This window comes from Longitalea luteola, from assembly GCF_017356035.1.
GTDB lineage: Bacteria > Bacteroidota > Bacteroidia > Chitinophagales > Chitinophagaceae > Niastella > Niastella luteola.
In genome coordinates this window covers 235,546-259,240 of the sequence record NZ_JAFIQX010000002.1, presented here as the reverse complement: position 1 = coordinate 259,240, position 23,695 = coordinate 235,546, and the positions used below count along the sequence as shown (strand labels likewise).

Here is a 23,695-nt window from a genome sequence, read left to right as displayed (position 1 = left end):
TGATTAACATTTTGTAAGTATGGCGCACTTTCCCTTGCCTGACAAGTGAGGTTGCCACACTTTATAAGAATTAGTTTGAATCGAAATTTAAAGCAGCGATCTCCGTGCTGAAGCTGCTATTGAAAGTTACCAGGTTGTTGAACTTCAGGGTATCCATTCTGAAGATCAGCTTGGGGTATTTGGGTTGCCAGGCGGTAATGATCTCTTCAATCCGTTCGCGAATTGCTTCGGGGTTGAACTGATCGTGCTGCGCATCATAATAGGGTACAGTAAACCCAAGCGCTTCGAAATATGCCCGGTAGTTGATCTGCATGAACAGCAACACCAGGTCGCTGAGCGGTTTGGGTAAGCTGTAGGAATACTGGCTGAATGAAAGCGCATACTCCATAACATTATTGGCAATGTTCGGATAGTTGTTATCCCGGTACCATACCACATTTTGCGCCGCACCGTTGATGGCGTCTACTACCGTTTGGTGGTGTTGCGGTACAACAATGGCAAAAGTGTGTTTTGAGCGGAACAGGAATGGATATACTTCCTCTTTCGTTTTGCCGGCCAGTTTTTTAAACCCTTCGATCATGCCCAGGTTGCGCTCGATCGTTTGCTTTTCATCTTTGCGGTAATAGATCTCCACGATCTTTTCCAGCTCGTTCAGGAGTTTACCTTCGGGGCTTACCAGGTAATCGATGCGGAAGGCCAGGGACAACAGCAGGTAAGCAATTCCACCGGAAAATTTATCGGCGTCCAAGGTCACAATATAATCAAGCGTTTCCCTGATCCAGTTCATCATGAAATTATATTTCACTTCTTTTTCTGAATCGGGAAGGGCAACAATATGGTCTGTATCCACGGTTTGCAGGGCGGCAAATTCCTGTACTAGCAGGTCGTCGAGTTTATCGGCTTTAATGGCCAGTTCTTTCAAACCATAGTAGAGTTTATTGGGATTGGCGGCTTTTATGTCGCTGTCGAAACGCATGCACAACCGGTCGTTATCCAGGGCATACCGGCTGTAATAGAGGGTAAAGTTCATTTCGAGCAGGCGGCGCATAACGGGTACGCTGGGTTGCGGCATTTTGGCCAGGGTTATTTCGGCTTTCAGACTTTCGCTGTCAAATTCGCCGCGAACGATCTTCGAACCCTGAAAAACCTGAAAAGTACCACGGTCATTGCTGCGGTTCAGGATCACATTGCCCTGTTTATCGTCGGCCAGGTAATCAAAAAATGCCGCGATGCTTTCGGGGTAGGACTGCTGTTTGAAGAGGTTATCGGCATCCGTCCAACGGCGCACTTTTTCAACCGTTTTGTTGTTATCGGAATAGCGGCCAAAAGAGATATCCGGGTTCTCCGGTTTCTTTTTACTACGTCCGAAAAGTTTGTCAAACATATAAGGTTTTATTGTTTTTGAATTTCATGCTCTGGCTTAACGCTGAAATACGCTAAACGCTAATTGCTTAAGCTTAACGCCGAAATGCGCTAAACGCTAAATGCTTAAAGCTTAACGCTTGTTTCCTCGTAGGCGCTTCGCGCCAAAAGCTTTTGTATTTCGCTTCAGCGTTCGGCCTTTTCGCCTTTTGCCTTCAGCTTTTAGCCTTCAGCCTCAGCTTTAGGCCTTTTTGCCTTTTGCCTTCAGCTTTTAGCCTTCAGCCTTTAGCGTTCGGCGTCAAGCGTTCGGCTCCGCCTGCCGGCAGGCAGGCTTTCTTTAACGAACGCGCCACCTATATAAGTATAATTGTTATATGGGAAAACTGCCTTAACCACACCGGCCGTATAAATGTTGAATTGCCCGTTTTGCGGTAAAACGGTCGTAGCAGCCTGCTTGATGGTTTCCTACGGTTTGGAATGCAGTACCATTGAAATCAGCTTCCGGTACACATTTCAGGGACCTGTTTTTCAATACTGTTCCCAGGCAAGATAGGATATTTGTGGATTTCGTGTTTTAAAAAAAGCGGGTAATTTATTCAGTCAGAACCCTATATTTGCTCAAATCTTAATCAGTTATATGAAGTTTATCGTTTCATCTTCGGCTTTATTGAAACAATTACAACAGATTAGCGGGGTTATCAATGCCAATACGGTGCTGCCGATCCTGGAAGATTTCTTGTTTGACGTTCAAAAAAACCAATTATCGGTTGTTGCCACGGATCTGGAAACGGTAATGAAGATTCAGCTGGAAGTAGAAGCCAAAGAGACCGGTCGTGTTTGTATTCCTGCCAAGATACTGATGGATTCTCTAAAGAATATCCCAGAGCAACCGCTTACTTTCAATATCGACAAGAATTACGCTGTTGAAATAACCAGCGATAACGGTAAGTATAAAGTAATGGGTGAAAATCCCGATAACTTTCCTAAAGACCCGGTAGCCGATGACACGAATTCATTTACGGTTACATCGGCAGCGCTGGTAACGGCCATTAACAAAACGCTTTTTGCCGTTAGTAACGATGACCTGCGTCCTGCCATGACCGGCGTTTTCTTCGAAATGGACAAAAAAGGACTGCAGTTCGTAGCTACCGATGCCCACCGACTCGTGCGCTACAAACGTACTGATGTTAGCTGTCCCAAAACCGATTCACTCATCGTTCCTAAAAAACCGCTCACGCTGTTAAAAGCGGCCATGCCGGTAAATGAAGACGAGCTTACCATCAGCTATAACAGCAATCACTTGTTCGTAACTCATGGTACTACACAGCTAAGCTGCCGGCTTATCGATGCGCGGTTCCCGGATTATAAAGTAGTTATTCCGTCCGATAATCCATATAAATTAACGGTTAACCGTACCGATTTCCAGGGCGCATTACGCCGCGTGGGTATCTTCAGTAATAAAAGTACCAACCAGGTGGTATTGAGCATTAGTGGCAGCCAGTTACAACTGACAGCCCAGGATATTGACTTTTCTTTTGAAGGAAATGAGCGCATGAAATGCCAATATAATGGCGAAGACCTGCAGATCGCTTTTAATGCCAAATTCCTGATCGAAATGTTGGGTGCTACCGATACAGAAGATGTAACCGTTGAATTATCTACTTCTACCAAAGCCGGTATCATCAGGCCAGGTGACCAGGACGAAAATGAAGAATTGCTGATGTTGGTGATGCCATTAATGTTGAACACCTGATCGCTTATTTTATATATAGTTATTACATACAGCAGGAACCCGGCGAATGGCCGGGTTCTTCTGTTTTTATTCCCTTTCATTCTTTTCCCAGTCATTTAATTACTTACACAATACCTAAAATTCATATACGGACCTGTTGTATTTAATTGAATTGATGAGTAGGTTGACCACCGACTTAACCGGGATTTTCTACGTAAATTGTATGAAACGATGTACTGCCATGGAAGCTTTCATGCAATTTTGGGAGAATATTGTGCCCTGGCAACGGATGGCCATCCTGATGGGCGGAATGATCTTTTTCTGGCTGATCGAAGGATACTACCCCCTCTTTAAATTCAGCTGGAAGCGATATAAACATGCCGGGGTGAACCTGGTTTTTCTAGCAACCACCGTTATCCTGAATATTGTTCTCGGCGCTATTACCATCGTCGCCTGCAAATGGGTCACCGACCACAATTTCGGCTTACTGAATATTATCGAACTGCCGGTTTGGGCCGATATCATTTTGGCGCTGTTGTTTATGGACTTCTTTGCGCAATATGCCCCGCATTATATGATGCATAAGGTAAAATGGATGTGGAAATTCCATATGATCCATCACAGCGATACAAAAGTAGATGTTACTACCGGTACCCGCCACCATCCAGGCGAATGGATCTTCAGGGAATGTTTTACCATTATTGGCGTGTACCTGATCGGCCTTTCTATCGGTATGTATTTCCTGTACCGCAGCATGTCGGCCATTTTTACGCATTTCAATCATGCAAACATCCGGGTGCCCCTATGGCTCGATAAACCCATCAGCTGGATCTTTGTGTCGCCTAATATGCACAAGGTGCATCACCATTATAAACGCCCGTATACAGATACCAATTACGCAAATATCTTCTCCTTATGGGACCGCCTGTTCGGCACTTTTGCATATACCGATCCCAAACGACTAAAATACGGACTCGATGTTCTGGATGACAAAACCGACGAGAGTCTTTCCTATCAGCTGAAGTTACCGTTCAATAAGAATGTAAAAACAGACTATTAATTGTTTGTGGTTTGTAGTTTATGGTTTGTGGTTGCTTAAATTTCGGACTGCCCGACCAATGTCAACCTGCTGCAATATAAGAACCACAAACAACAAACCATAAACCATAAACTCATTATTTGTTGCCGCCCCCCGCAATAAAAGAGTCACAATAACCACAGGTTTGTGGTTTATTGTTTATAGTTTGTAGTTACTTAAATTTCGGACTCTCCGACCAATGTCAACCTGCTGTAATAGAAGAACCATAAACCATAAACCATAAACCATAAACTCATTATTTGTCGCCCCCCGCCACAAAAGAGTCACAATAACCACAGGTTTGTGGTTTATTGTTTATAGTTTGTAGTTGCTTAAATTTCGGACTCTCCGACCAATGTCAATCTGCTGTAATAGAAGAACCATAAACCATAAACTCATTATTTGTTGCCTCTCCCCGCAATAAAAGAGTCACAAACCACAAACCACAAACCATAAACTATAAACTATTATCTTTATCCCGATGAAAAAAATTGCAATGATCCCGGCCCGCTATGCGGCAACCCGGTTTCCTGCCAAACTGATGCAGTTACTGGGGAACAAGACAGTTATCCGCCACACTTATGACAATACTGTAGCCACAGGTTTATTCGATGAGGTTTGGGTGGTAACGGATAGTGAAATTATTTTTAATGAGATCGTATCTAACGGCGGCAAGGCCTGCATGAGCCGCCAGCAGCACGAAAGCGGCAGTGACCGTATAGCCGAAGCCGTAGCTGATATCGAAACAGACATTGTAGTGAATGTGCAGGGCGATGAACCATTTGTAAAGAAAGAACCGCTGCAGAAATTATTACAGGTATTTGAAGGGGAGGCCGGCCAGAAAGTACAGGTAGCTTCGCTGATGCAGGTATTGAAAGAGCCGCAATTCATTGCCGATCCCAACTACGTGAAAGTAGCGGTTGATAAAAACATGAACTCCCTCTTCTTCAGTCGTAGTATCATTCCTTATCCCCGCAATAATGAAGCGGTGATCACTTATTATGAACATATTGGTGTTTATGCCTTCCGCAAAGAAGCCCTGATGAGCTTCACTACCTGGCCCATGACCCCATTGGAAGCCGCTGAGAAAATCGAATGCCTCCGTTATCTAGAACATGGCATACCATTGAAGATGGTGGTAACGGAATATATGGGTGTTGAAATTGATACCCCTGAAGACCTGGAAAGAGCGGCGCGCCTGCTAAAATAACTATTTTTGGAGTGTGCCGCACATACCTGGCCGCGAAAAAAGAAGTGTGGCACACTTAATTTCAGTGCACACCTTCTAACTAAATTTAACCTACAACATGACGCAACCATTATGGGGCATTGACCTGGGCGGAACCAAGATCGAAGGAGCGATCGTTCCTTCATTGGATGATCCGAAACCCATACTCAGGACCCGCATCGATACGGAAGGCCATAAAGGGTACGATCACATCGTTAGCCAGATAGATAAACTGGTTCAAATGATGACACAACAATCGGGTTTGCAACCCAGCCGCATTGGCTTTGGTACACCCGGCGTGCTGGATCCCATTTTGCAAACCATGAAGAATTGCAACAGCACCGCTCTGAATGGCCGGCCTTTGCAAAAAGACCTCGAGGTTAAACTGGGCATTCCCTGTGTGCTGGCCAATGATGCCAATTGTTTCGCCCTGGCTGAAACGCATTGGGGTGTTATAAAAGAAAAAGCACCCGATGCCCGGATGGTGTTCGGTATCATTATGGGCACCGGCGTTGGTGGTGGCATTGTCATGAATGGCCATGTATGGAACGGTAAACACGGAATAGCCGGTGAGTGGGGACATAATTTCCTCGATGAGTCTGGCGGGCCTTGCTATTGCGGCAAGACCGGTTGCGTGGAAACGGTACTGTCAGGCCCAGGCCTGCAGCGGTATTATAAAAGTATTACCGGCTCTATGCTTTCTTTAAAAGATATATTAGCGCATGCCTTGCAGGGTAACGACCCGGCAGCTGTAAAGACCATCGACCGGCTGAATCATTATTTTGGAAAGGCCGTTTCTGTTATTACCAATATGCTCGATCCTGACGTAATTGTGGTAGGCGGCGGCGTGGGTAATATCGACAGCATTTATACAGCAGGAGTAGAATCGCTCCAAAAATTCATCTTCAACAACCGCGTTGATGTGCAGATATTAAAACCAAGCCTCGGCGACAGTGCCGGCGTCTTTGGCGCTGCTGCCCTGGTAGCGTGAAACGTTAAACGGCAAACGTGAAAGCGCTCGGGATGTTTGCAATTAATAACCGACCTTGCGTCGCCCAAGTTCCTTGCCGTTTGCCGTTTGCCGTTTGCCGTTTGCCGTTTGCCGTTAAGCCAGCACGGTGATCAACGACTTAATAATTGCACCCAGTTTCACCCCTTCCAGAATGCGGCTTTCAGAACCACCATGTTGCAAAATGGATTGCTCATGCGAAGTAATGCACATTTCGCATCCGTTGATGGATGAAATCACCAGGCTCACCAGCTCGAAGAACTCCTTGCCTAATACCGGATTCATCATAATGCTCATTTTTATACCAGCCGGTGTATTGGTATAATAGTCTTTCTTCGTGAAATGACGGAAACGGTAAAAAATATTGTTTGCGTTCATCAGTGATGTACATGAAACAATCTCTGCCAATTCCGCTTCACTGGCGCCTGCTTCTTGTGCCTGTGCACGGAATGCATCTTTCAGCAGATCGAACTTTTCATTTACCGCTACTGAATACGCCAGCAACAACGCTTCCTTTTTGTTCAGGTATTGCGTGTTGTTCAGTACATTGCTCACATTGATCTTCAGGTCCTTTATATACTTCGATTCTACCTGCAACAATTGCTGTGCAGTGGCAGAAGGATTATAATCGGATATTTGCAGATCATTCAACATATTGGTGAACGTCTCATTCTGTATTACTACCTGGCTCATCTTTTTCCTTTTGTTTTAAAATTAACGGAGCCGGCTAAAGCATCCTGCAATGTTGTAATGCCATCCGTTTTAGCCGGCCGGTATCGTTATCCAAGTATGCTGAAAAATTAATTCATGCTTAATTGGGTAGTCAGGGTTTCCTGACCTTTCTGCCAGTTACAGGGGCACAGTTCGTCTGTTTGCAAAGCATCCAGTACACGAACAACTTCCTGTACATTACGGCCTACATTCAGGTCATACACACTTACCCAACGTACAATACCTTGCGGGTCAATGATGAAAGTAGCACGGTAAGCGATCTTCTCTTCGTTATCCAAAATACCCAGCTCTTCAGCCAGTGATTTGGAAGTATCAGCCAGCATAGGGAATTTGAGGTCGCGCAAGTCGCTGTGATCTCTTCTCCAGGCAGCATGCACAAATTCTGAATCGGTTGAAGCACCGATCAAAATGGCATCTCTGTCGGTAAATTCGCTGTGTTTTTTGTTGAACTCTGCAATTTCAGTCGGACACACAAAAGTGAAATCTTTAGGCCACCAGAACATTACTGTCCATTTGCCTTTAGCCGTGGCGTACTCATTTGTGATATCAATAAATTCCTTGCCTTTCTCAATAGATACTACCGCTTTCTTCTTAAATGCCGGGAACTGGGTTCCAATTGACAACACTTTATTACTCATATTTTAGGTTTGTTTTTTACAATTCCGGTAAATGCTGCATCCACCTGACGCTGCACGTTAGGCGTTTGGCGTTCTCGTTATATGGCTGGAAGCAATCGATGCCCGTTACGGGCGCTTGAATGGATTGCAAAATTGCCGAAAAAACATATAGATTTTTATAGTATTAATCTATAAACTGATAGATTTTATCTATCCATTGTGCAAGAATAGCAAACGTTACGAGGTTACAATTTCTGGGTGATCTCACTGTCTGTATCGTATAACAAGATTCCTTCATTATTATCATTCAACTGCGCAATCATAGACCCTTCTTTATTCCATACAGCAGATTGACCGGCGCATTCGCCATCTTCACACATTCCCACACTATTGCTCATTAGAACCGTCATCTTATAAGTGCGCGCAATTTCACCTAAACGGACTGCTGCTTTTTCAACACCTGGAGCGGTTTTGGCCACACTGGCCAGATAGAGGTTCGCGCCGGTATTGCCGGCTTTTTCAGCATGTTCGGGAACTGAGATCTCATAACAGATAGCTAAAGCAATATGCGTATTGTCAATGATCAATCCCGGTAAGTTGATCCCGGGAACAAAGAATGGATCTTCATCAGCATGCAAATACATTTTTGAATTCACCTGCGGCGGATTACCCGGCTGAAACAACACCATACTGATGTGGATCCCGCTGCCGCCTTTCGTGGGCAGGCCAACCCCTATGATAAGGTGCTTTTCATCGCTGAGTCGTTGAAAAATAGCCAGGCGGTTGTCGGTTGCGGTTGTTGCCAGTTCTTTGGCCAGGGAAGGTTCGTAACCGGTCAACGACAATTCCGGAAATACGATCATCTCCGCGCCATTTGCGGCCGCCTGTTCTATAAATCGTACATGTTGATTAATGTTATATTCTATATCGCCGCGTACCGGTCTTGTTTGTGCCAGTGCTATTTTCATTTGGATAAGTTTTTATCTCTAAATACATTTTTAAGTTACGAAATTCACCTCTTTCGCTGATATCAAAAAAAATGATAGATTTAAAGGACCTTAAGCCATAATACCAAAACACGATTGTTGATGAAATCCCTGTTCGTATTGTTGATCGGCATGCTGCCTGTTTGTTTGCCGGCGCAAAATAAGCCAGCCTATAAAGAGCCCTTCCGGCCGCAATTTCATTTCACCCCGCACCACAACTGGATGAACGACCCGAACGGTTTGGTGTACCACAAAGGTGAATATCATCTTTTTTATCAATACAATCCGGTGGGCAATACCTGGGGACATATGAGCTGGGGACATGCGGTTAGTTCCGACCTGGTGCACTGGCAACACCTGCCGCTCGCCATTCCTGAAGACGATAAAAATATGATCTTTTCCGGCAGTTGTGTAGTTGATAAAAATAACACCAGCGGCTTTAGACAAAAACCGGGACAAACTCCGCTGATTGCTATTTATACGGCCCATATCATTCCCGATAAATCAAAACCCGACGACTACCTGCAGCATCAGCATATCGCTTACAGCCTCGACGATGGCCGTACCTGGACAAAATATGAAGGCAACCCGGTGCTTGACCTGAATAAAAAAGATTTCCGCGACCCAAAAGTGTTCTGGCACGAACCCACCAAAAAATGGATCATGGCCATTGTGTTGCCCCATGAACATATCGTTCAGTTTTACAGTTCTTCAAACCTGAGATCATGGGCGCATTTGAGCGATTTCGGTCCGGCCGGCGATACCAGCGCCATCTGGGAATGCCCCGATCTGTTGCAGGTACCCCTCACCGGGCAAGCGGGCAAACGCAAATGGGTGCTCATCAATTCGCAACAATATACCATGCAGTATTTCGTCGGTGAGTTCAATGGCATCCACTTTCAAAATGAAACACCAGCCGATACGATCCTTCGCCCCGATTATGGACCGGATTTTTATGCTGCTATTACTTATAACAACCTGCCCGTGGATCAGGACCCCGTTTTGCTGGGTTGGGTAAACAACTGGAAATATGGCGCATCGATCCCTACCTCGCCGTGGCGAAGCGCCCAATCGCTGCCTCGTACTTTACGGCTGAAAAAAACGGGCAATATCTGGACGCTGCTGCAAGAACCGGTGAAAGCTTTGCAGGGGTTACGAGGCGGGGTAGTGGAATGGAAAAACCAGCTCATTTCCGGTGATCTTACATTTCCGGCCAAAGGCCAGGTGATTGAACTGGATGCGGAGCTTATACCAGCCAAAGATGACATTTGTGGTGTGCGGCTGGCGGTGAAAGGTTCACAAGGTCTGATCATCGGCTACGATGCTGCGAAAGAGCAATTGTACATTGACCGGTCAAAAAGCAGCAATACCTACTTCAATAACGAGTTTGCGGCCCTGCTCCATTCGGCAGCCCGGGTTCCCCTGGAGGACGGCAAATTGCGGTTACACCTCTTTCTCGATAAAAGTATTGTAGAAGTGTTTGTCAATGACGGCACTACGGTGTTAACGGTGCAGCTGTTTCCCCCGTCTGGCGCCGACGGCATTGAATTTTTCAGCCAAAAAGGCGGCACCAGGATCACCACGGCCAAAGTGTGGCCAATGCGTTCTACCTGGAAATAACAAGAGCCCGCTCCTATTAACTGGCTAACTATCACCGGCAATATTCTGCTATACCGGGCGTTCAATAATTAGGCTCTACCGCTGCTTGCTACCAGCCACCAGCCGTTCCCTGGCCGGTACAATTTGTCAATTGTCTATTGCAAATTGCCTATTGATTCCGACCTTCGCACGGCTAAATCACAGTATCTGTTAAAAATCGTTTAGCGTAAGCATATGAAGTTCAGAAACTTTAAAATGGTCAGCTTTGTTATTTATGGCCGAGGCAGTTTTAACCAGCTCGATGAAATTTTAGCTCCACATAGAAAAGGCGATGCGCCGATGATCTTCTTGGTAGATCATTTTTTTGAACATGGCGCCGCTACCGGCGACGGCAAGCCGCTTATCAACCGCATTCCCCTGCGTGGTAAAGACAAAATAATCTTTGCCGATGTTACCTACGAACCAAAAACCACCCAGGTAGATAAACTGGCCAAACAGCTGAAAGATGAGTTCGGCACGGTGAGCGGGATCATCGGAATTGGCGGCGGTTCAACCCTCGACCTGGCAAAGGCCGTATCCCTGATGATGAACAACCCGGGTTCTTCAGCCGATTACCAGGGCTGGGACCTGGTTAAATTCCCCGGCGTATACAAAGCGGGCATTCCTACCCTCAGTGGAACCGGCGCCGAAGTTTCGCGGACAACCGTATTGACCGGTCCAACCCGCAAGCTGGGCATGAACTCCGACTTCACGCCTTTCGACCAGATCGTGCTCGATCCTGAATTAATAGCCAATGCACCGGTGAACCAACGCTTTTATACAGGTATGGACTGCTATATCCATTGCATTGAAAGTTTGCAGGGTACTTACCTCAATGAGTTCAGCAAATCGTATGGTGAAAAAGCTTTGAACCTTTGTCAGTATATATTTCTGGACAAGGACAAGTGGGACGAAGAATGCGATGATAAATTAATGATGGCTTCCTATGCCGGTGGTATGAGCATCGCTTATTCACAGGTGGGTGTTGCCCATGCGGTAAGTTATGGATTAAGCTATTTGCTGGGCACCAAACATGGCGTTGGTAATTGCATTGTGATGAATCACCTGGAACCTTACTATCCGGAAGGCGTGGCTGAATTCAAAAGAATGGTAGAAAAGAATAACATCGATATTCCCGTTGGTATCTGCAAAGGCTTAACCGATGAGCAGTTCGATACCATGATCAATGTGTCGCTGGGCATGAAACCGCTGTGGGAAAATGCCCTTGGCAAAGATTGGGAAAAGATCATGACACGCGAAAAACTGCGCGCACTGTACGAGAAACTGTAATTATTAGGTGTGGCACACTTACCCTTGCAAAACAAGTTGTGCCACACCTTTTAATAATAATAATAATATAACCGGGCTGCCAATGGTAGCATGCAAACGGAGCTGCATCTTGCAACTCCGTTTTTTTTATCCCACAGCTTCCTAAACGGGGAGATAAATAATGAAAGCTGTTATTGATGCACGTTATACTTTCAGCTTAAACATTTGCTGCCTGGTCACATTTTCAATGTCAGCGGAACGAGGACTGCCGCGGAGTTGCGGGTTTTGCGTTGGGTGGTAAGGGTTGAGCATTGGGCATAAAGCGTTTTTCCGTAAATTCACTTAAAACCTTTTTATATGAAAAAAATCGTATTGGGACTAAGCCTGCTGGTAGCTGTAATAACTTCGCGGGCACAGGAAAAATATGCGCCGGTAATTAAACAGGGTACCAAACTCGGTTATTCTGCAGCTGTTAATGGTCAAACCTTTGCCGTGTCTTTTTCCATTGATTCTTTGTCGGCAGACTATGTAAAAATTGGCTGGAATGTTGATGGTTACGGCAATGGCACCTGGGTAATGAGAAACAAATCGCTCGAAAGCGGCACCCGCGGCTTTTGGAGCCAGCCAAACCTGGGCGCAACCGAAGATCTGGCAGATGATCAAACGGTGATCCTGTTTTCTAAAGCGCAGTGGCAAACGCTTCAGAAGGAAAATCAAATAACTTTCGATCAGCAAACATTTACAGTTAAGAAGCCGGGTGAACAGCAACAGTTAAAACTCGATGGCAAGCTGGTAGATGCTTATTATCTCGAAAACGCCAATGGTTCTACCAAACTCTGGATCCTCAATAATGCAGCATCACCGGTATTGTTAAAAATAGAAGGAAATACCCTTGGCGCCGACCTCGCCATTAGCTCCGTGGAATAATTGATCCGGCAGGATTATTGACTACTAAACAACAGGTTTTTCAGCCAGTTGCCTGGCTGCCACCATTGTTTTTCAGTTTTTTTAGCCATTTTTGTTATATGAGTCCACAAAAATACCTGCGGTATTTGATGCTGCCATCTTTGTTCGGCACCGCCAGAACCAAGGAAATCCTGCAGGTAAATCCTACCATTATTCCGCAGCGCGAAGAAGCGAAAGATGTAAAAATATTCGTACATGAATACAATGCCACTTCCATCCAGGAATACGGGGTGGAAAGTGCTTCCGAATGTTTGCTTCGCCATGATGATGGTTTCGTGAGCTGGATCAATATTGATGGCCTCCGGAAAAATGATGTTGAAATCATTTGCAACAATTACGGTATTCACCCGCTGGTGATCGAGGATATATTGAGTATTAACCAGCGTCCGAAGATGGACGAAGTTGATAATATCCTTTTCTGCCTCCTGAACATGTTATATTTCAACGAGCAGAAAAAATCGGTTGAAACCGAACAGATCAGTATTATCCTCGGTAAAAATTTTGTGCTCTCTTTCCAGGAAGATGCTCACCGCGATGTGTTCCCGCCGATCAGGACAAGGCTTAAGATCAACAATGCCAAAATAAGGCAACGTGGCGCCGACTACCTGTGTTATTCCCTGCTGGATATGATCGTGGATAATTACTTTATCGTCATGGAAAAAGTGGGTGAGCAAATTGAAATTGTAGAAGAAGAGGTGATCCGCAGCAGCAATACCCGCTCACTCGCCCGCATTAACCAACTGCGTAAGGAACTTATTGTATTAAAAAGGAATTTCGCCCCGGTACGTGATCTGCTGAATGGTATTATCCGCAGTGAAAGCGAATTACTCGAAGACCGCCACACCAAATATTATAAAGATGTGTATGATCATATTGTACAGGCCTATGATCTGAGCGAAAACTATCGCGATATCATTATGAGCATGCAGGACCTGTATATAAATAATGTGAACCTGCGCATGAACGAAGTAATGAAGGTAATGGCCATCGTGACCTGCCTGCTGGCGCCTGCAACCGTTATTGGCGGGATCTTTGGAATGAACTTCGATCTTATCCCCTACATTCATAACCGTTGGGGATTTTTTATTGCGGTGGGTCTAATGCTGCTGATCCCGCTTTGGATGTTGTATGTTTTCAGAAGAAGAGGCTGGTTCTAACCGCAGGGAACATTTCGTTAACAATAAACCATCAAACCAATTACATCATGCCCTCCAATCGTCGACATTTTTTAAAACAACTGGGTGGACTCGCAGCCGGTTATGGCGTTGCTTCCACCGGCTTATCTTTTATTTCTCCCGATCAAAAAGATATTGAACCAGCCACAAAACCATTATTTTTTACTATTTCCCTGGCCCAATGGTCATTGCATAAAAAACTTTGGGCAAAAGAAATGGATAATCTCGATTTCCCCTCGGTTGCCAAAAATACCTTTGGCATCAGCGTAGTGGAATATGTGAACCAGTTCTTCAAAGACAAGGCAAAAGATGAAAAATACCTGGCCGAACTGCTGAAACGCTGTAAGGACAATGGGGTTAAAAATCACCTGATCATGTGCGATGGCGAGGGTGACCTGGGCCACCTCGACGCTGCCAAAAGAATGGAGGCGGTGGAAAACCATTACAAATGGGTGGATGCCGCTAAATTCCTGGGTTGTACCACCATCCGCGTAAACGCCTTCGGACAGGGCAGTGCCGAAGAAGTACAAAAAGCAGCCATAGAAGGCCTGAGCACGCTCGGCGAATATGCCGCCAAAACCGGCATTAATGTCATTGTGGAAAACCATGGCGGTTATACTTCCAATGGAGAATGGCTGGCCAATGTAATGAAAGGCGTTAACCGTAAAAATGTAGGTACGTTGCCGGATTTCGGTAATTTCTGTATCAAACGGGAAGGCGGTGCGTTATGGGGCGCCAAATGTATAGAAGAGTACGACCGTTATAAAGGTGTTGCCGAAATGATGCCTTTCGCCAAGGGTGTAAGCGCCAAAACGCACGACTTTGATGAAAATGGCAATTGTATTGAAACGGATTATGTGAAAATGCTGAAAGTAGTAAAAGATGCCGGATTCAAAGGTTATATGGGTATCGAATATGAAGGCGAAAAATTAAGTGAGGAAGAAGGCATTAAAAAAACCAAGGCTTTACTCGAACGTGTAGGAAAAGCGATTTAAGGATTTCTGATTTTGAGATTTATATTGAATTTTCGATTTTGAGATTTCTGATTTTGAGATTTATATTGAATTTTCGATTTTGAGATTTCGAGATTTAAAATCTCGAAATCCCAAAATCAGAAATCAGAAATCATCAATAGCTTGTTTCATCCAATTTTACCTTCCCTTTAAATGTCCAGAATACAAAGGACGTATAGGTAGCTACGAGCGGTGTGCCAATCAACGCAATGATCAATAATATCTTCATGGTCTTTTGCGATGCGGCCGCATTGTGCACCGTAATGCTGTTAGCCGGATTGTCTTTCGAATACAACAAATAAGGAAATACTTCCAGGGCCACCATTATCAGCAGCAGCGCAATAGTAACCGAAGAGCTGATAAAAGCAAAACGGTATTTACCAATTTTGAGCTGACGAGGAATATTGGCAATGGCCAGTACCATCAAAACCGGAATGACAAAGGAAGAAGGATGCGCTCTGAAAAAATCACCCAGATGCGGCACATATAATAAGGTATACAAAGTGGTGATCACAAAACTCAATACAAAGAAGATGATGAACTGGCGGGCCAGGATATACAATTTAGTGTACAACCTGTTCTCCGTTTTCATTACAAGATAAATGGCGCCATGCATCATAAACAGGGCAAGCGTTGTAATGGCCACCATGATAGAAAAGAAATTGAAGAACGATAACCAGTCACCATCGAATTCTTTCTGTTCATTCAAAGAAATGCCCAGCGCTACATTCCCCAGCATCAGTCCAAGCGATAACGAAATAATTATAGAAGCCACACAATACACCACATCCCAGGTCTTGCGCCATAATTTGCCAGGTTCTTTACTTCTGAATTCTATGGCCACGCCGCGGAAGATGAGGCCAACCAGGAAGATCATGAACGGAACATAAAAAGCGGAGAAAATAGCGGCATACGCTACCGGGAAACCGGCAAACAAAGCACCGCCGCCAATCACCAGCCACACTTCATTTCCATCCCATACCGGACCAATAGCATTCAAGGCAATACGCCGGCTGAGTTCTTTATTCAATAACAAATGTAAAGCGCCAGCGCCCAGATCGAACCCATCCAGGATGGCATAGCCACTTATAACAGCGCCAAATACCAGATACCACCAAACGTTATAATCGATACCTAAGAATGTTTCCATTGTTATAGTTTATGCAGCGTGTACAATTGATTTTAGGATGTTGGGTTTTGAGATGTTGAGATTGTGTTTAAGTCTCGAAGTCGCGCAATCGAAAAATCAGAAATCTATTGATGGTGGTCCATGATCGGGTTATCTCTTTTACTGCCTTCCTCTATATCTTCTTTTGTTCCATGATCTACCGGTCCATGCACAATTTTCTTATTCAGCAGGTAAAGGAACAGCACAAACAACAATGCATATACCATCATGAACAATACCAGGGAAAATATGATCTGGTTCGCCGTTACCGTTTTTGAAAGCGCATCAGAAGTTCTCAGCAAACCATACACCACCCAGGGCTGGCGGCCCATTTCGGCGGCAAACCATCCGGCCTGGTTGGCAATTTGTGGTGCAAGCACCGCCCATACGAAAACCCACATCAGCCAACGCTTTTCGAACAGTTTATTTTTATAGCTCAGCCAGGATGCATACACCGTTAAGGCGATCAGGAACATGCCGATGGCCACCATGATGTGATAGAACTGGAAAATAGCATTTACCTGGGTCGGCCTTTCCTCCGGTTTGAATGCATTCAATCCTTTCACCGGTTTATTGAAATCGCCCTGCGTCAAAAACGACAGGCCGCCGGGAACTTTTATGCCGGTTACTTCCTGTGTTTTATTATTCACATAACCCAGTAAAAACATATCGGCCACGGCCATCGAATCGTAATGGCCTTCAAGGGCAGCGAGTTTGGCCGGCTGGTATTTATATACAACATCGGCGCTGCGGTGGCCTGCAAACAGCTGCAGCAATGAAAATACAGTTGCGGCTACCAGTGCTATTTTGAAAGTAGGTTTAGCGATCTCGAGGTGTTTCTTTTTTAAGATATACCAGGCATTTACACTCAGCACGAGAAAGATCCCGGCGAGAAAAGCGCCTATCCACACATGTAACAGCCTGTCAACACTGGAAGGATTAAAGACCATGGCCCAGAAATCGGTGATCTCGGCACGTGCTTCCATGTCTTTGCCAACAATATGATAACCTGCAGGGGTTTGCTGCCACGAGTTGGCTACTACGATCCAGATGGCAGAGAACATTGAACCGAGGAACACCATGAGGGTAGAAAAGAAGTGCACCCGGGAGCTTACCCGGTTCCAGCCAAAAATGAGTATTCCCAAAAAGCCGGATTCCAGCGCAAAAGCAAAGATGCCTTCCGCCGCGAGGGCGCTGCCAAAGATATCACCCACATATTTTGAATAGGTAGCCCAATTGGTACCAAACTCGAATTCCATTATAATACCGGTGGCTACACCAATACCAAAGATCAGGGCAAAGATCTTGATCCAGAATCGGGTGGCCTGTTCGTATATCTTTTTACCCGTTTTCAGGTATAACCCTTCGAATACCACGAGCAATAAACCTAGACCAATACTTAAAGGCGGATAGATGTAGTGAAAGGCGATCGTAAAGGCAAATTGTAAACGCGCTAATATTTCAACGTCCATGTTGAGCGGTTTTAGTTTCAGTAGAATAGTATAATGTGTGCCACACTTCGCGGATGGCATTACTATGGCAAGATATCTCACCTGGTCAGGTTAAGCGAAAAGGCAGGCAACAGTCAGATCAAAAAAAAGCCGACGCGTCGGCATCGGCTTCGTTTATTATTTTCTTTTAAAGATAGGAACAGTACTGCAAGGTTCGCCATACATGATGCTCTTGGCTACCGGCATCAATTTTTTGGTGATGGCCAGGTAGGCAAATTCACGTATGGGAATATCGCCACAACCTTTAACGACTATTCTCTTATCAACAAAAGGTTCCGGATCGATGGCTTCAATACGTTGTAAAAAAACCTGTTGCCGGGCTGTGTTTTCATCGCCGAAAATAATTTCCCTGGCAACCGGTTGCAGATAAGAACCAACCAGCATATATGCCCACATGGGAATAATGGCATCTGCGGTACAGGTAACTGCTACGATCTTATTCTGGTAAATACTCCAATCCAAATTCTGTAAGGCTGTCCGGAATTCTTTTTCCTTCAGGATCAGCTCCATGAACAAATGCGGTTTCAGGTCGAAGACCGCGATCTCTTCAGCGGGATAATAGGTTTCCAGGTCAACTGTGACCAGTTGACTTTGCGCGACCTTATTTACAATTTCTTCACTCATAATACTCCTTTTCACTAAACGGTTACAAAGTTACTACGGAAAGTTGAAAAGTTGACAGGTTAACCGGTTGACAAGCAAAGACCGCTCATTTTGGACGCATTCTTTAAAAGAAAAGGGTTGACAAGCTTGGCTTGTCAACCCTATCAATATTATCAACTTATTAACTTTTCAACTTAAAGGCCAACTAGAAGAATTTGATCCTGTTATCCTTAATGTCAGCCGACTTCTTCATGATCTCGATCGCTCTGTAGCCGATCATAGTACCCATTTGTTGCTGCATAGCAGCCTGTTGCGCTTTTGCATCGAAGTTCGGATTCGGAACAGCAGAAATGTTGTCTACCTTGATCACAAATACGCCAATTTCACCTTTGATGGGAGGAGAAACTTTGGCCTGGTATTCTTTATTGAATGAAGCGCCCAACACTTTCAACTCGTTACCAACATTGGGTATAAAGTTGCTGTTGAAAACAACGCTGTCGGCTTTCAATACCTGTTGGCCGGTGGCCTGTGCTACAGCTTCGAGCGTAGCGGCATTGCCGATCTTTTTAATAATGTTCTCCGCTTTTTTATTGTTACGGATCTTGTATTCAACCAACGGACGGGCTTTTTCAACCGACATTGTTCCTTTTTCAGAAACAGCGGTAACGGCAGGCACCACATATTTATCACCTACCAGGTAGGGATGTTCGGCCACACTGCCTTTTTTAGCATCGTTAAATGCCCAGCGGATAATTTCGCGTGATTCCCCCAGTCCCATGATCATGAAATCACTTTCTTTAACCTCTGCGGGGAATTTATTAAGTTTCTTTTTATTGGCATTATCGTCAAATGCTTTCAGTGAACGGCTTTCGGCTGCAAACTGGGCTGCCATACCGCTGGCGCCATTTACGGTTTCATCGCTGGGAACAACCGGCCGGCTGAGGTAAGCAATTTTATAGGCAGTCTCGAATTTCTTTTGATTCAGTACTTCTATATAATGATATCCGCTGTAAGAAGCGTTTTCAACTTTCACTACTTTTTTATCACCAACGTTGCCATAGAAGATCACTTCAGCAAATTCCTTGCTCAGGTTCGAGAACTGCATGGAAGTGAATTCGTATTCACCTCCTTTATCCTTACTACCAGCGTCGTCGCTGAATTTAACTACCATGCTGTCGAAGCTGGCGCCGCCTTTGATAGCAGTTACAATGCTGTCGATCAGTTTCTTTGCAGCACTGTCGGTTCTCGTTTGACCCTGCTGATCGGCGATCTTGACCAGGATGTGACGGCATTTAACACTGTCGGGCATTGAGCGGCGGCCGATCATTTTTGCCAGTGTATAATTTGGACCATCCAGGTAGGGACCCATCATCTGGCCGTCGGCCAGTTGGCGAAGCGTATCGGCATTTGACATTTGCATGCGGCTGCTCAATACATAACCATCGAAGAATGGTGTTTCGCTGGAGTTGGTAGCCAGTACATTTTGAACCTCGGCAGGCGTGTTGGCTGCAGCCAGTGCATCTTTTTGAGCGGCTACAGTATTATATACAGCCTGGCTGTCGGCAGCGCTGGGGGCAGCATCAAAAGTTACATACACCAGGCTGCGCTCATTTTCCTGTTTGTAAAGTTCTTTGTATTTTTCAACATATTCTTTCACATCCTCGTCAGTTACTTTGATGGAAGAATCGGGGATGGAAGAATAGGGAACATTTACATACGATATAGAAGAACGCTGGCTGTTTTCAGCATTGGTCTTTTCGAGCAGCCATTTTGGAACGTACATGCTTTTTCCCAGGAGGGAAGTGAATTTTTCACGCTGACGGCTTTTTTCCAAGGCCGGAACAAATTCACCCCAAAAGCTGTTGTATTGAGGCGTGTTTTTTTTCAGTGAACGAATGGCCTGGTAAGCCATTTGTGCATTGTATACACCGGTTGAATCGGTGAACTGTTGTCTTAACATTTGGGGTGGGTTAGCACCATATAATATATCGCCCACTTCTTTATCAGAGATGGCGATGCCCAGTTTTGCGTATTCGTCAGCCATTAACGCGTCTTCAACAAACTCGTTCCAAAGGCTTTCACGGATCTGGTTGCGCAGCTGGTCATTTACGGGGTAGTTCTGCGCACGGTAGTTTTCTTCGGCCATTTTGTAGCGCTGCTCAAAATCGCGCACGTCGATACTGGTACCATTAACTTTTCCAAGGGTCGTATTGTTACCACGGAACAAACCTCCGCCTCCCCCTTGCAGGGCATCCTGTACAATAAAGGCGATAAGGGCTAATGCAATCGCACCAATGATGATCCACGCTGCTTTGTCGCGGATGGTTTGAATTACTGACATATTATAGGTATACCTCTTTTTATAAGGATGGCAAAAATAGGCGAAAAAAGTTTATGAACAAACTGTGGAAAACCACTCAAAACCAGCATCAAGTAAAGGTTTTGCCTGTTCACAGCCATGTGCACAACCACTATCTTTTTAATATACGTACCTGTCGTGGAACAGCGTCGTGAAAACAATGCTAACATCAAAAGGGTATAACGCTGAAAATATGTGGGTAACCCCGGTTTTTGCACATCGGTTTTAGTGGATAGTTCGCCAATAAGTTTTGATGAATAGTTTCCCCAACGGTGCGGTGTATAAAAACCCTTAGTTATTCGACCTCCATTAACACACTTTGTATGTTCACAGGCCGTTGTATTTTTCCCGGCGATTTTTATTCCACGGAAGTGGAAAACTGGCTAAAACCCTTGCCAGGTAACAATTGTTTAATGTTGATAGAAAGTGGAAAAACGTGGATAACCAGGTTGTTGTAACTTTACCAAATTTCTCGGCTTTCATTTTATCCACGAATCCACAGCCGTAATAATAATAGGTTATTTATAAAAAAATAGAATTAATATAAATACTATGGAAGATATCCACGTTGCTAACGCAAAAAAAAATGTGCCGAAGGCCGGGTTTCTCGACATTGAAATTGACCCCACCCTGGATTTGTTTCATGAAATTGAGCGTTTGAAAAAAGAAAAAAATGCCATCCTGCTCGCGCATTACTACCAGGAGCCGGATATTCAGGATGTGGCCGATTATATTGGGGATAGTTTGGGATTGGCGCAACACGCAGAGAAAACCAATGCGGATATCATTGTTTTTGCCGGTGTGCATTTCATGGCCGAAACGGCGAAAATCCTGAACCCGAACAAAAAAGTGCTGCTGCCCGACCTGAACGCTGGTTGCTCGCTGGCAGATAGCGCGCCGGCCGACCTGTTCAGAAAGTTCAAAGAACAGCATCCCGATCATATCGTGATTTCCTACATCAATTGCACGGCCGAGATCAAAGCCCTGAGCGATATCATCGTCACTTCGAGCAATGCTGAAAAAATAGTTGAAAGTGTTCCGCATGATCAAAAGATCATTTTTGCACCAGACAAAAACCTGGGTGCTTACCTTGTGAAGAAAACAGGCCGTGATATGGTGTTGTGGAACGGCGCCTGTATGGTGCACGAGATTTTCAGCCTCGAAAAGATCACAAAATTGAAAACACGCCACCCGAATGCTAAATTCATTGCCCACCCGGAATGTGAAGAAGCGGTTCTGCGGTTGGCCGATTATATCGGATCCACCACCGGTTTGTTGAAATACACCCAGCAAAGCGATGCGAAAGAATTCATTGTTGCCACCGAAACCGGTATTCTGCACCAGATGCAAAAGGCCTCGCCGGATAAAACCTTTATTCCTGCGCCGCCCAACAACAGCTGTGCCTGCAATGATTGTCCACACATGAAACTCAATACCCTGGAGAAGTTGTACCTGTGCATGGAATACGAAACACCGGAGATCCTGATGGACGAGGAATTGCGGAAAGCAGCCAGGAAACCAATTGACAGGATGCTGGAAATCAGCGCCAGATATGGTTTGTAAGGCAACGGCTTAACAACTTTTGCACTGTCCGTTGTTCAATCGGCAGTTGGCAATTGGCGAAAACCGCCAACTTCAAACAACCAACTAGCGTTTATGGAGGCTAGCGATTGATAGTGAGGCAAATAGGTAGTATAGATGGGGATAAACCTGTGTATAACCTATGAATAACACCCTATTTCGTAACAATGGATGTTAGGTTAAGGGTTTTCGGTGGCAATCGTTTTTATGAATTTGCAATAATTCTATATTTGCGGCATGGCAGAAGATCTGAGCATTGTGCAGGGCACAAAAGAAGAAAAGTACCAGTCAGTAATACCCCAGATAAAAGCATTGATCGAAGGCGAACCCGACCTGGTGGCAAACCTGGCCAATATCGTAGCAGCGCTGATGGAACAGTTTGGCTGGTTATGGGTTGGTTTTTACCTGGTGAAAGAAAACCAGTTGGTATTGGCTCCTTTTCAGGGACCCGTAGCCTGTACCCGCATCAAAAAAGGGAAAGGAGTTTGTGGAACCAGCTGGGAGAAAGCGAAAACCATCATTGTTCCGGACGTAGAGAAATTCCCCGGGCATATTGCCTGCAGCAGTAAGTCACGGTCAGAGATTGTGGTGCCAATAATCCGCGACAACAAGGTGATGGGTGTACTGGATGTCGACAGTGAGGAGTTAGCCGCTTTTGACGAGAGTGATAAAAAATTTTTGGAGGAGATCGTGGATCTCATCATTTTCGAATAGTAATCAATTGCTTCCCATATATGAAACGCAGAAACTTTATCCAGCTCGCAGCTACCACCACTTCAGCATTAGCTGCCGGCAACCTGGCTTTTGGCTCCACCGGTAAAGCACCAAAAAAGGAATTATACGAGTGGCGGGAATATGAGATCCGTTTTCGCGGAAGTCAGCCTGCTTTGCATACTTACCTGGAGAAAGCACTGATACCTGCTTTGAATAAATTCGGCGTTAAGAACGTAGGCGTTTTTAAAGAAACCGGTAAAAGCGAACCGCCGAAATTGTATGTGCTTATTGCCTATCCGTCGTTTGAAGACTACACCACCATCAATGATAAATTGAAGTCAGACAATGACTTTAAGCAGAACAGCGCCAGCTGGGATAAGATGCCGGCAGACAACCCGGTTTACAATCGTTATAATACTTCGTTATTGATTGCATTTGATGGATTGCCTGTCATGAAAGTTCCGGCGAAGGAAAAACGCATTTTTGAATTGAGAACATATGAAGGTTATAATGAAGATGCGGTAAAAAGAAAGATCAAGATGTTCAATGATGAAGAGTTCCCGATCTTCTACAGAACAAAACTGACTCCTGTATTTTTTGGTGAGGCCATAGCGGGACCCAATCTTCCCTGTCTAACGTATATGATCACTTTTAAAGATATGGAAGAGCGTGATAAGAATTGGGCGGCATTTGGTGCAGATGCCGATTGGAAGCGGGTTTTGGCAGATCCCCAATACGCTAATACGGTGTCAAACATTCGAAGAATATTCCTGGAACCACTCCCCTATTCACAGGTTTAATTTCTTTACTTTTTATTGGCGATAGGTTTTCTCGTAAGTTGATGAAAAAAAAGTAAATTACGAAAGGCGTAATAAGGAAAGGATAGTAGATATATATTTATGAATTATAATAAATAGGATCTATGCTATTTCTTGAATTTATATATTTTGTACT

The 23,695-nt window shown here is 44.8% G+C and carries 20 protein-coding genes; 12 read left to right on the top strand and 8 right to left on the bottom strand.

Annotation, left to right across the window (positions count from 1 at the left end; all coding sequences use genetic code 11):
- Positions 1 to 70: 70 nt before the first annotated feature.
- Positions 71 to 1,384: a type III secretion system chaperone family protein gene (locus tag JUB15_RS05210; RefSeq protein ID WP_207511273.1), complete on the bottom strand. Its 1,314-nt coding sequence runs from the start codon at positions 1,382 to 1,384 to the stop codon at positions 71 to 73.
- Positions 1,385 to 1,999: 615 nt separating this feature from the next.
- Here JUB15_RS05210 and dnaN point away from each other — a divergent pair.
- The 4 genes from dnaN (at position 2,000) to JUB15_RS05190 (ending at position 6,391) form a co-directional block, all read left to right on the top strand.
- A complete protein-coding gene (gene dnaN / locus JUB15_RS05205) occupies positions 2,000 to 3,115 on the top strand; it encodes a DNA polymerase III subunit beta (RefSeq protein WP_207511272.1) in 1,116 nt (371 codons plus the stop codon).
- 202 nt (positions 3,116 to 3,317) lie between these two features.
- Positions 3,318 to 4,154 (top strand): sterol desaturase family protein, encoded by an 837-nt coding sequence (locus JUB15_RS05200; RefSeq protein WP_242696211.1) that lies wholly within the window; start codon positions 3,318 to 3,320, stop codon positions 4,152 to 4,154.
- Positions 4,155 to 4,653: 499 nt separating this feature from the next.
- Positions 4,654 to 5,382, top strand: coding sequence for a 3-deoxy-manno-octulosonate cytidylyltransferase (gene kdsB, locus JUB15_RS05195; protein WP_207511271.1), 729 nt, complete (start codon positions 4,654 to 4,656; stop codon positions 5,380 to 5,382).
- Positions 5,383 to 5,479: 97 nt separating this feature from the next.
- Positions 5,480 to 6,391, top strand: coding sequence for an ROK family protein (locus tag JUB15_RS05190; RefSeq protein WP_207511270.1), 912 nt, complete (start codon positions 5,480 to 5,482; stop codon positions 6,389 to 6,391).
- Positions 6,392 to 6,505: 114 nt separating this feature from the next.
- On the opposite strand, the gene JUB15_RS05185 is transcribed toward JUB15_RS05190, so the two are convergent.
- From JUB15_RS05185 to JUB15_RS05175, 3 genes are all read right to left on the bottom strand, one after another.
- Positions 6,506 to 7,102, bottom strand: a complete 597-nt coding sequence (locus tag JUB15_RS05185) for a carboxymuconolactone decarboxylase family protein (RefSeq protein ID WP_207511269.1) — start codon at positions 7,100 to 7,102, stop codon at positions 6,506 to 6,508.
- Positions 7,103 to 7,209: 107 nt separating this feature from the next.
- On the bottom strand, positions 7,210 to 7,779 hold the full coding sequence (locus JUB15_RS05180; protein WP_207511268.1) for a peroxiredoxin: 570 nt from the start codon (positions 7,777 to 7,779) through the stop codon (positions 7,210 to 7,212).
- Between the two features lie 224 nt (positions 7,780 to 8,003).
- Positions 8,004 to 8,726 carry a carbon-nitrogen hydrolase family protein gene (locus JUB15_RS05175; protein WP_207511267.1) on the bottom strand — a complete coding sequence of 241 codons (723 nt, stop codon included), beginning with the start codon at positions 8,724 to 8,726 and terminating at the stop codon, positions 8,004 to 8,006.
- A 120-nt stretch (positions 8,727 to 8,846) separates the two neighbouring features.
- Here JUB15_RS05175 and JUB15_RS05170 point away from each other — a divergent pair, with 120 nt between their 5' ends.
- The 5 genes from JUB15_RS05170 (at position 8,847) to JUB15_RS05150 (ending at position 14,787) form a co-directional block, all read left to right on the top strand.
- The gene (locus JUB15_RS05170; protein ID WP_207511266.1) at positions 8,847 to 10,364 is read left to right on the top strand and encodes a glycoside hydrolase family 32 protein; all 1,518 of its coding nucleotides are present in this window, start codon (positions 8,847 to 8,849) and stop codon (positions 10,362 to 10,364) included.
- Positions 10,365 to 10,577: 213 nt separating this feature from the next.
- The gene (locus JUB15_RS05165) at positions 10,578 to 11,672 is read left to right on the top strand and encodes an iron-containing alcohol dehydrogenase family protein (RefSeq protein WP_207511265.1); all 1,095 of its coding nucleotides are present in this window, start codon (positions 10,578 to 10,580) and stop codon (positions 11,670 to 11,672) included.
- A gap of 336 nt (positions 11,673 to 12,008) precedes the next feature.
- Entirely contained in the window at positions 12,009 to 12,578 is a 570-nt protein-coding gene (locus tag JUB15_RS05160; RefSeq protein WP_207511264.1) for a hypothetical protein, read from the top strand.
- A gap of 98 nt (positions 12,579 to 12,676) precedes the next feature.
- Entirely contained in the window at positions 12,677 to 13,774 is a 1,098-nt protein-coding gene (gene corA / locus JUB15_RS05155; RefSeq protein WP_207511263.1) for a magnesium/cobalt transporter CorA, read from the top strand.
- A 47-nt stretch (positions 13,775 to 13,821) separates the two neighbouring features.
- Entirely contained in the window at positions 13,822 to 14,787 is a 966-nt protein-coding gene (locus JUB15_RS05150; protein ID WP_207511262.1) for a sugar phosphate isomerase/epimerase family protein, read from the top strand.
- A 133-nt stretch (positions 14,788 to 14,920) separates the two neighbouring features.
- Here the strand turns inward: JUB15_RS05150 and cydB are convergent, their stop codons facing one another.
- The 4 genes from cydB to JUB15_RS05130 form a co-directional block, all read right to left on the bottom strand.
- A complete protein-coding gene (gene cydB / locus JUB15_RS05145; RefSeq protein ID WP_207511261.1) occupies positions 14,921 to 15,955 on the bottom strand; it encodes a cytochrome d ubiquinol oxidase subunit II in 1,035 nt (344 codons plus the stop codon).
- Positions 15,956 to 16,059: 104 nt separating this feature from the next.
- Complete coding sequence (locus JUB15_RS05140; RefSeq protein ID WP_207511260.1) at positions 16,060 to 17,445, bottom strand: cytochrome ubiquinol oxidase subunit I; 1,386 nt, start codon at positions 17,443 to 17,445, stop codon at positions 16,060 to 16,062.
- Between the two features lie 156 nt (positions 17,446 to 17,601).
- Positions 17,602 to 18,108 (bottom strand): DUF2480 family protein, encoded by a 507-nt coding sequence (locus JUB15_RS05135; RefSeq protein ID WP_207511259.1) that lies wholly within the window; start codon positions 18,106 to 18,108, stop codon positions 17,602 to 17,604.
- Positions 18,109 to 18,292: 184 nt separating this feature from the next.
- Positions 18,293 to 20,428: a peptidylprolyl isomerase gene (locus JUB15_RS05130; RefSeq protein WP_207511258.1), complete on the bottom strand. Its 2,136-nt coding sequence runs from the start codon at positions 20,426 to 20,428 to the stop codon at positions 18,293 to 18,295.
- Positions 20,429 to 20,998: 570 nt separating this feature from the next.
- Between JUB15_RS05130 and nadA the strand changes: the two genes are divergently transcribed.
- From nadA to JUB15_RS05115, 3 genes are all read left to right on the top strand, one after another.
- Positions 20,999 to 22,009 (top strand): quinolinate synthase NadA, encoded by a 1,011-nt coding sequence (nadA, locus tag JUB15_RS05125; protein ID WP_207511257.1) that lies wholly within the window; start codon positions 20,999 to 21,001, stop codon positions 22,007 to 22,009.
- A gap of 255 nt (positions 22,010 to 22,264) precedes the next feature.
- Complete coding sequence (locus tag JUB15_RS05120; protein WP_242696210.1) at positions 22,265 to 22,741, top strand: free L-methionine (R)-S-oxide reductase MsrC; 477 nt, start codon at positions 22,265 to 22,267, stop codon at positions 22,739 to 22,741.
- 20 nt (positions 22,742 to 22,761) lie between these two features.
- Positions 22,762 to 23,541 carry an NIPSNAP family protein gene (locus JUB15_RS05115; protein ID WP_207511256.1) on the top strand — a complete coding sequence of 260 codons (780 nt, stop codon included), beginning with the start codon at positions 22,762 to 22,764 and terminating at the stop codon, positions 23,539 to 23,541.
- Positions 23,542 to 23,695: the final 154 nt, after the last annotated feature.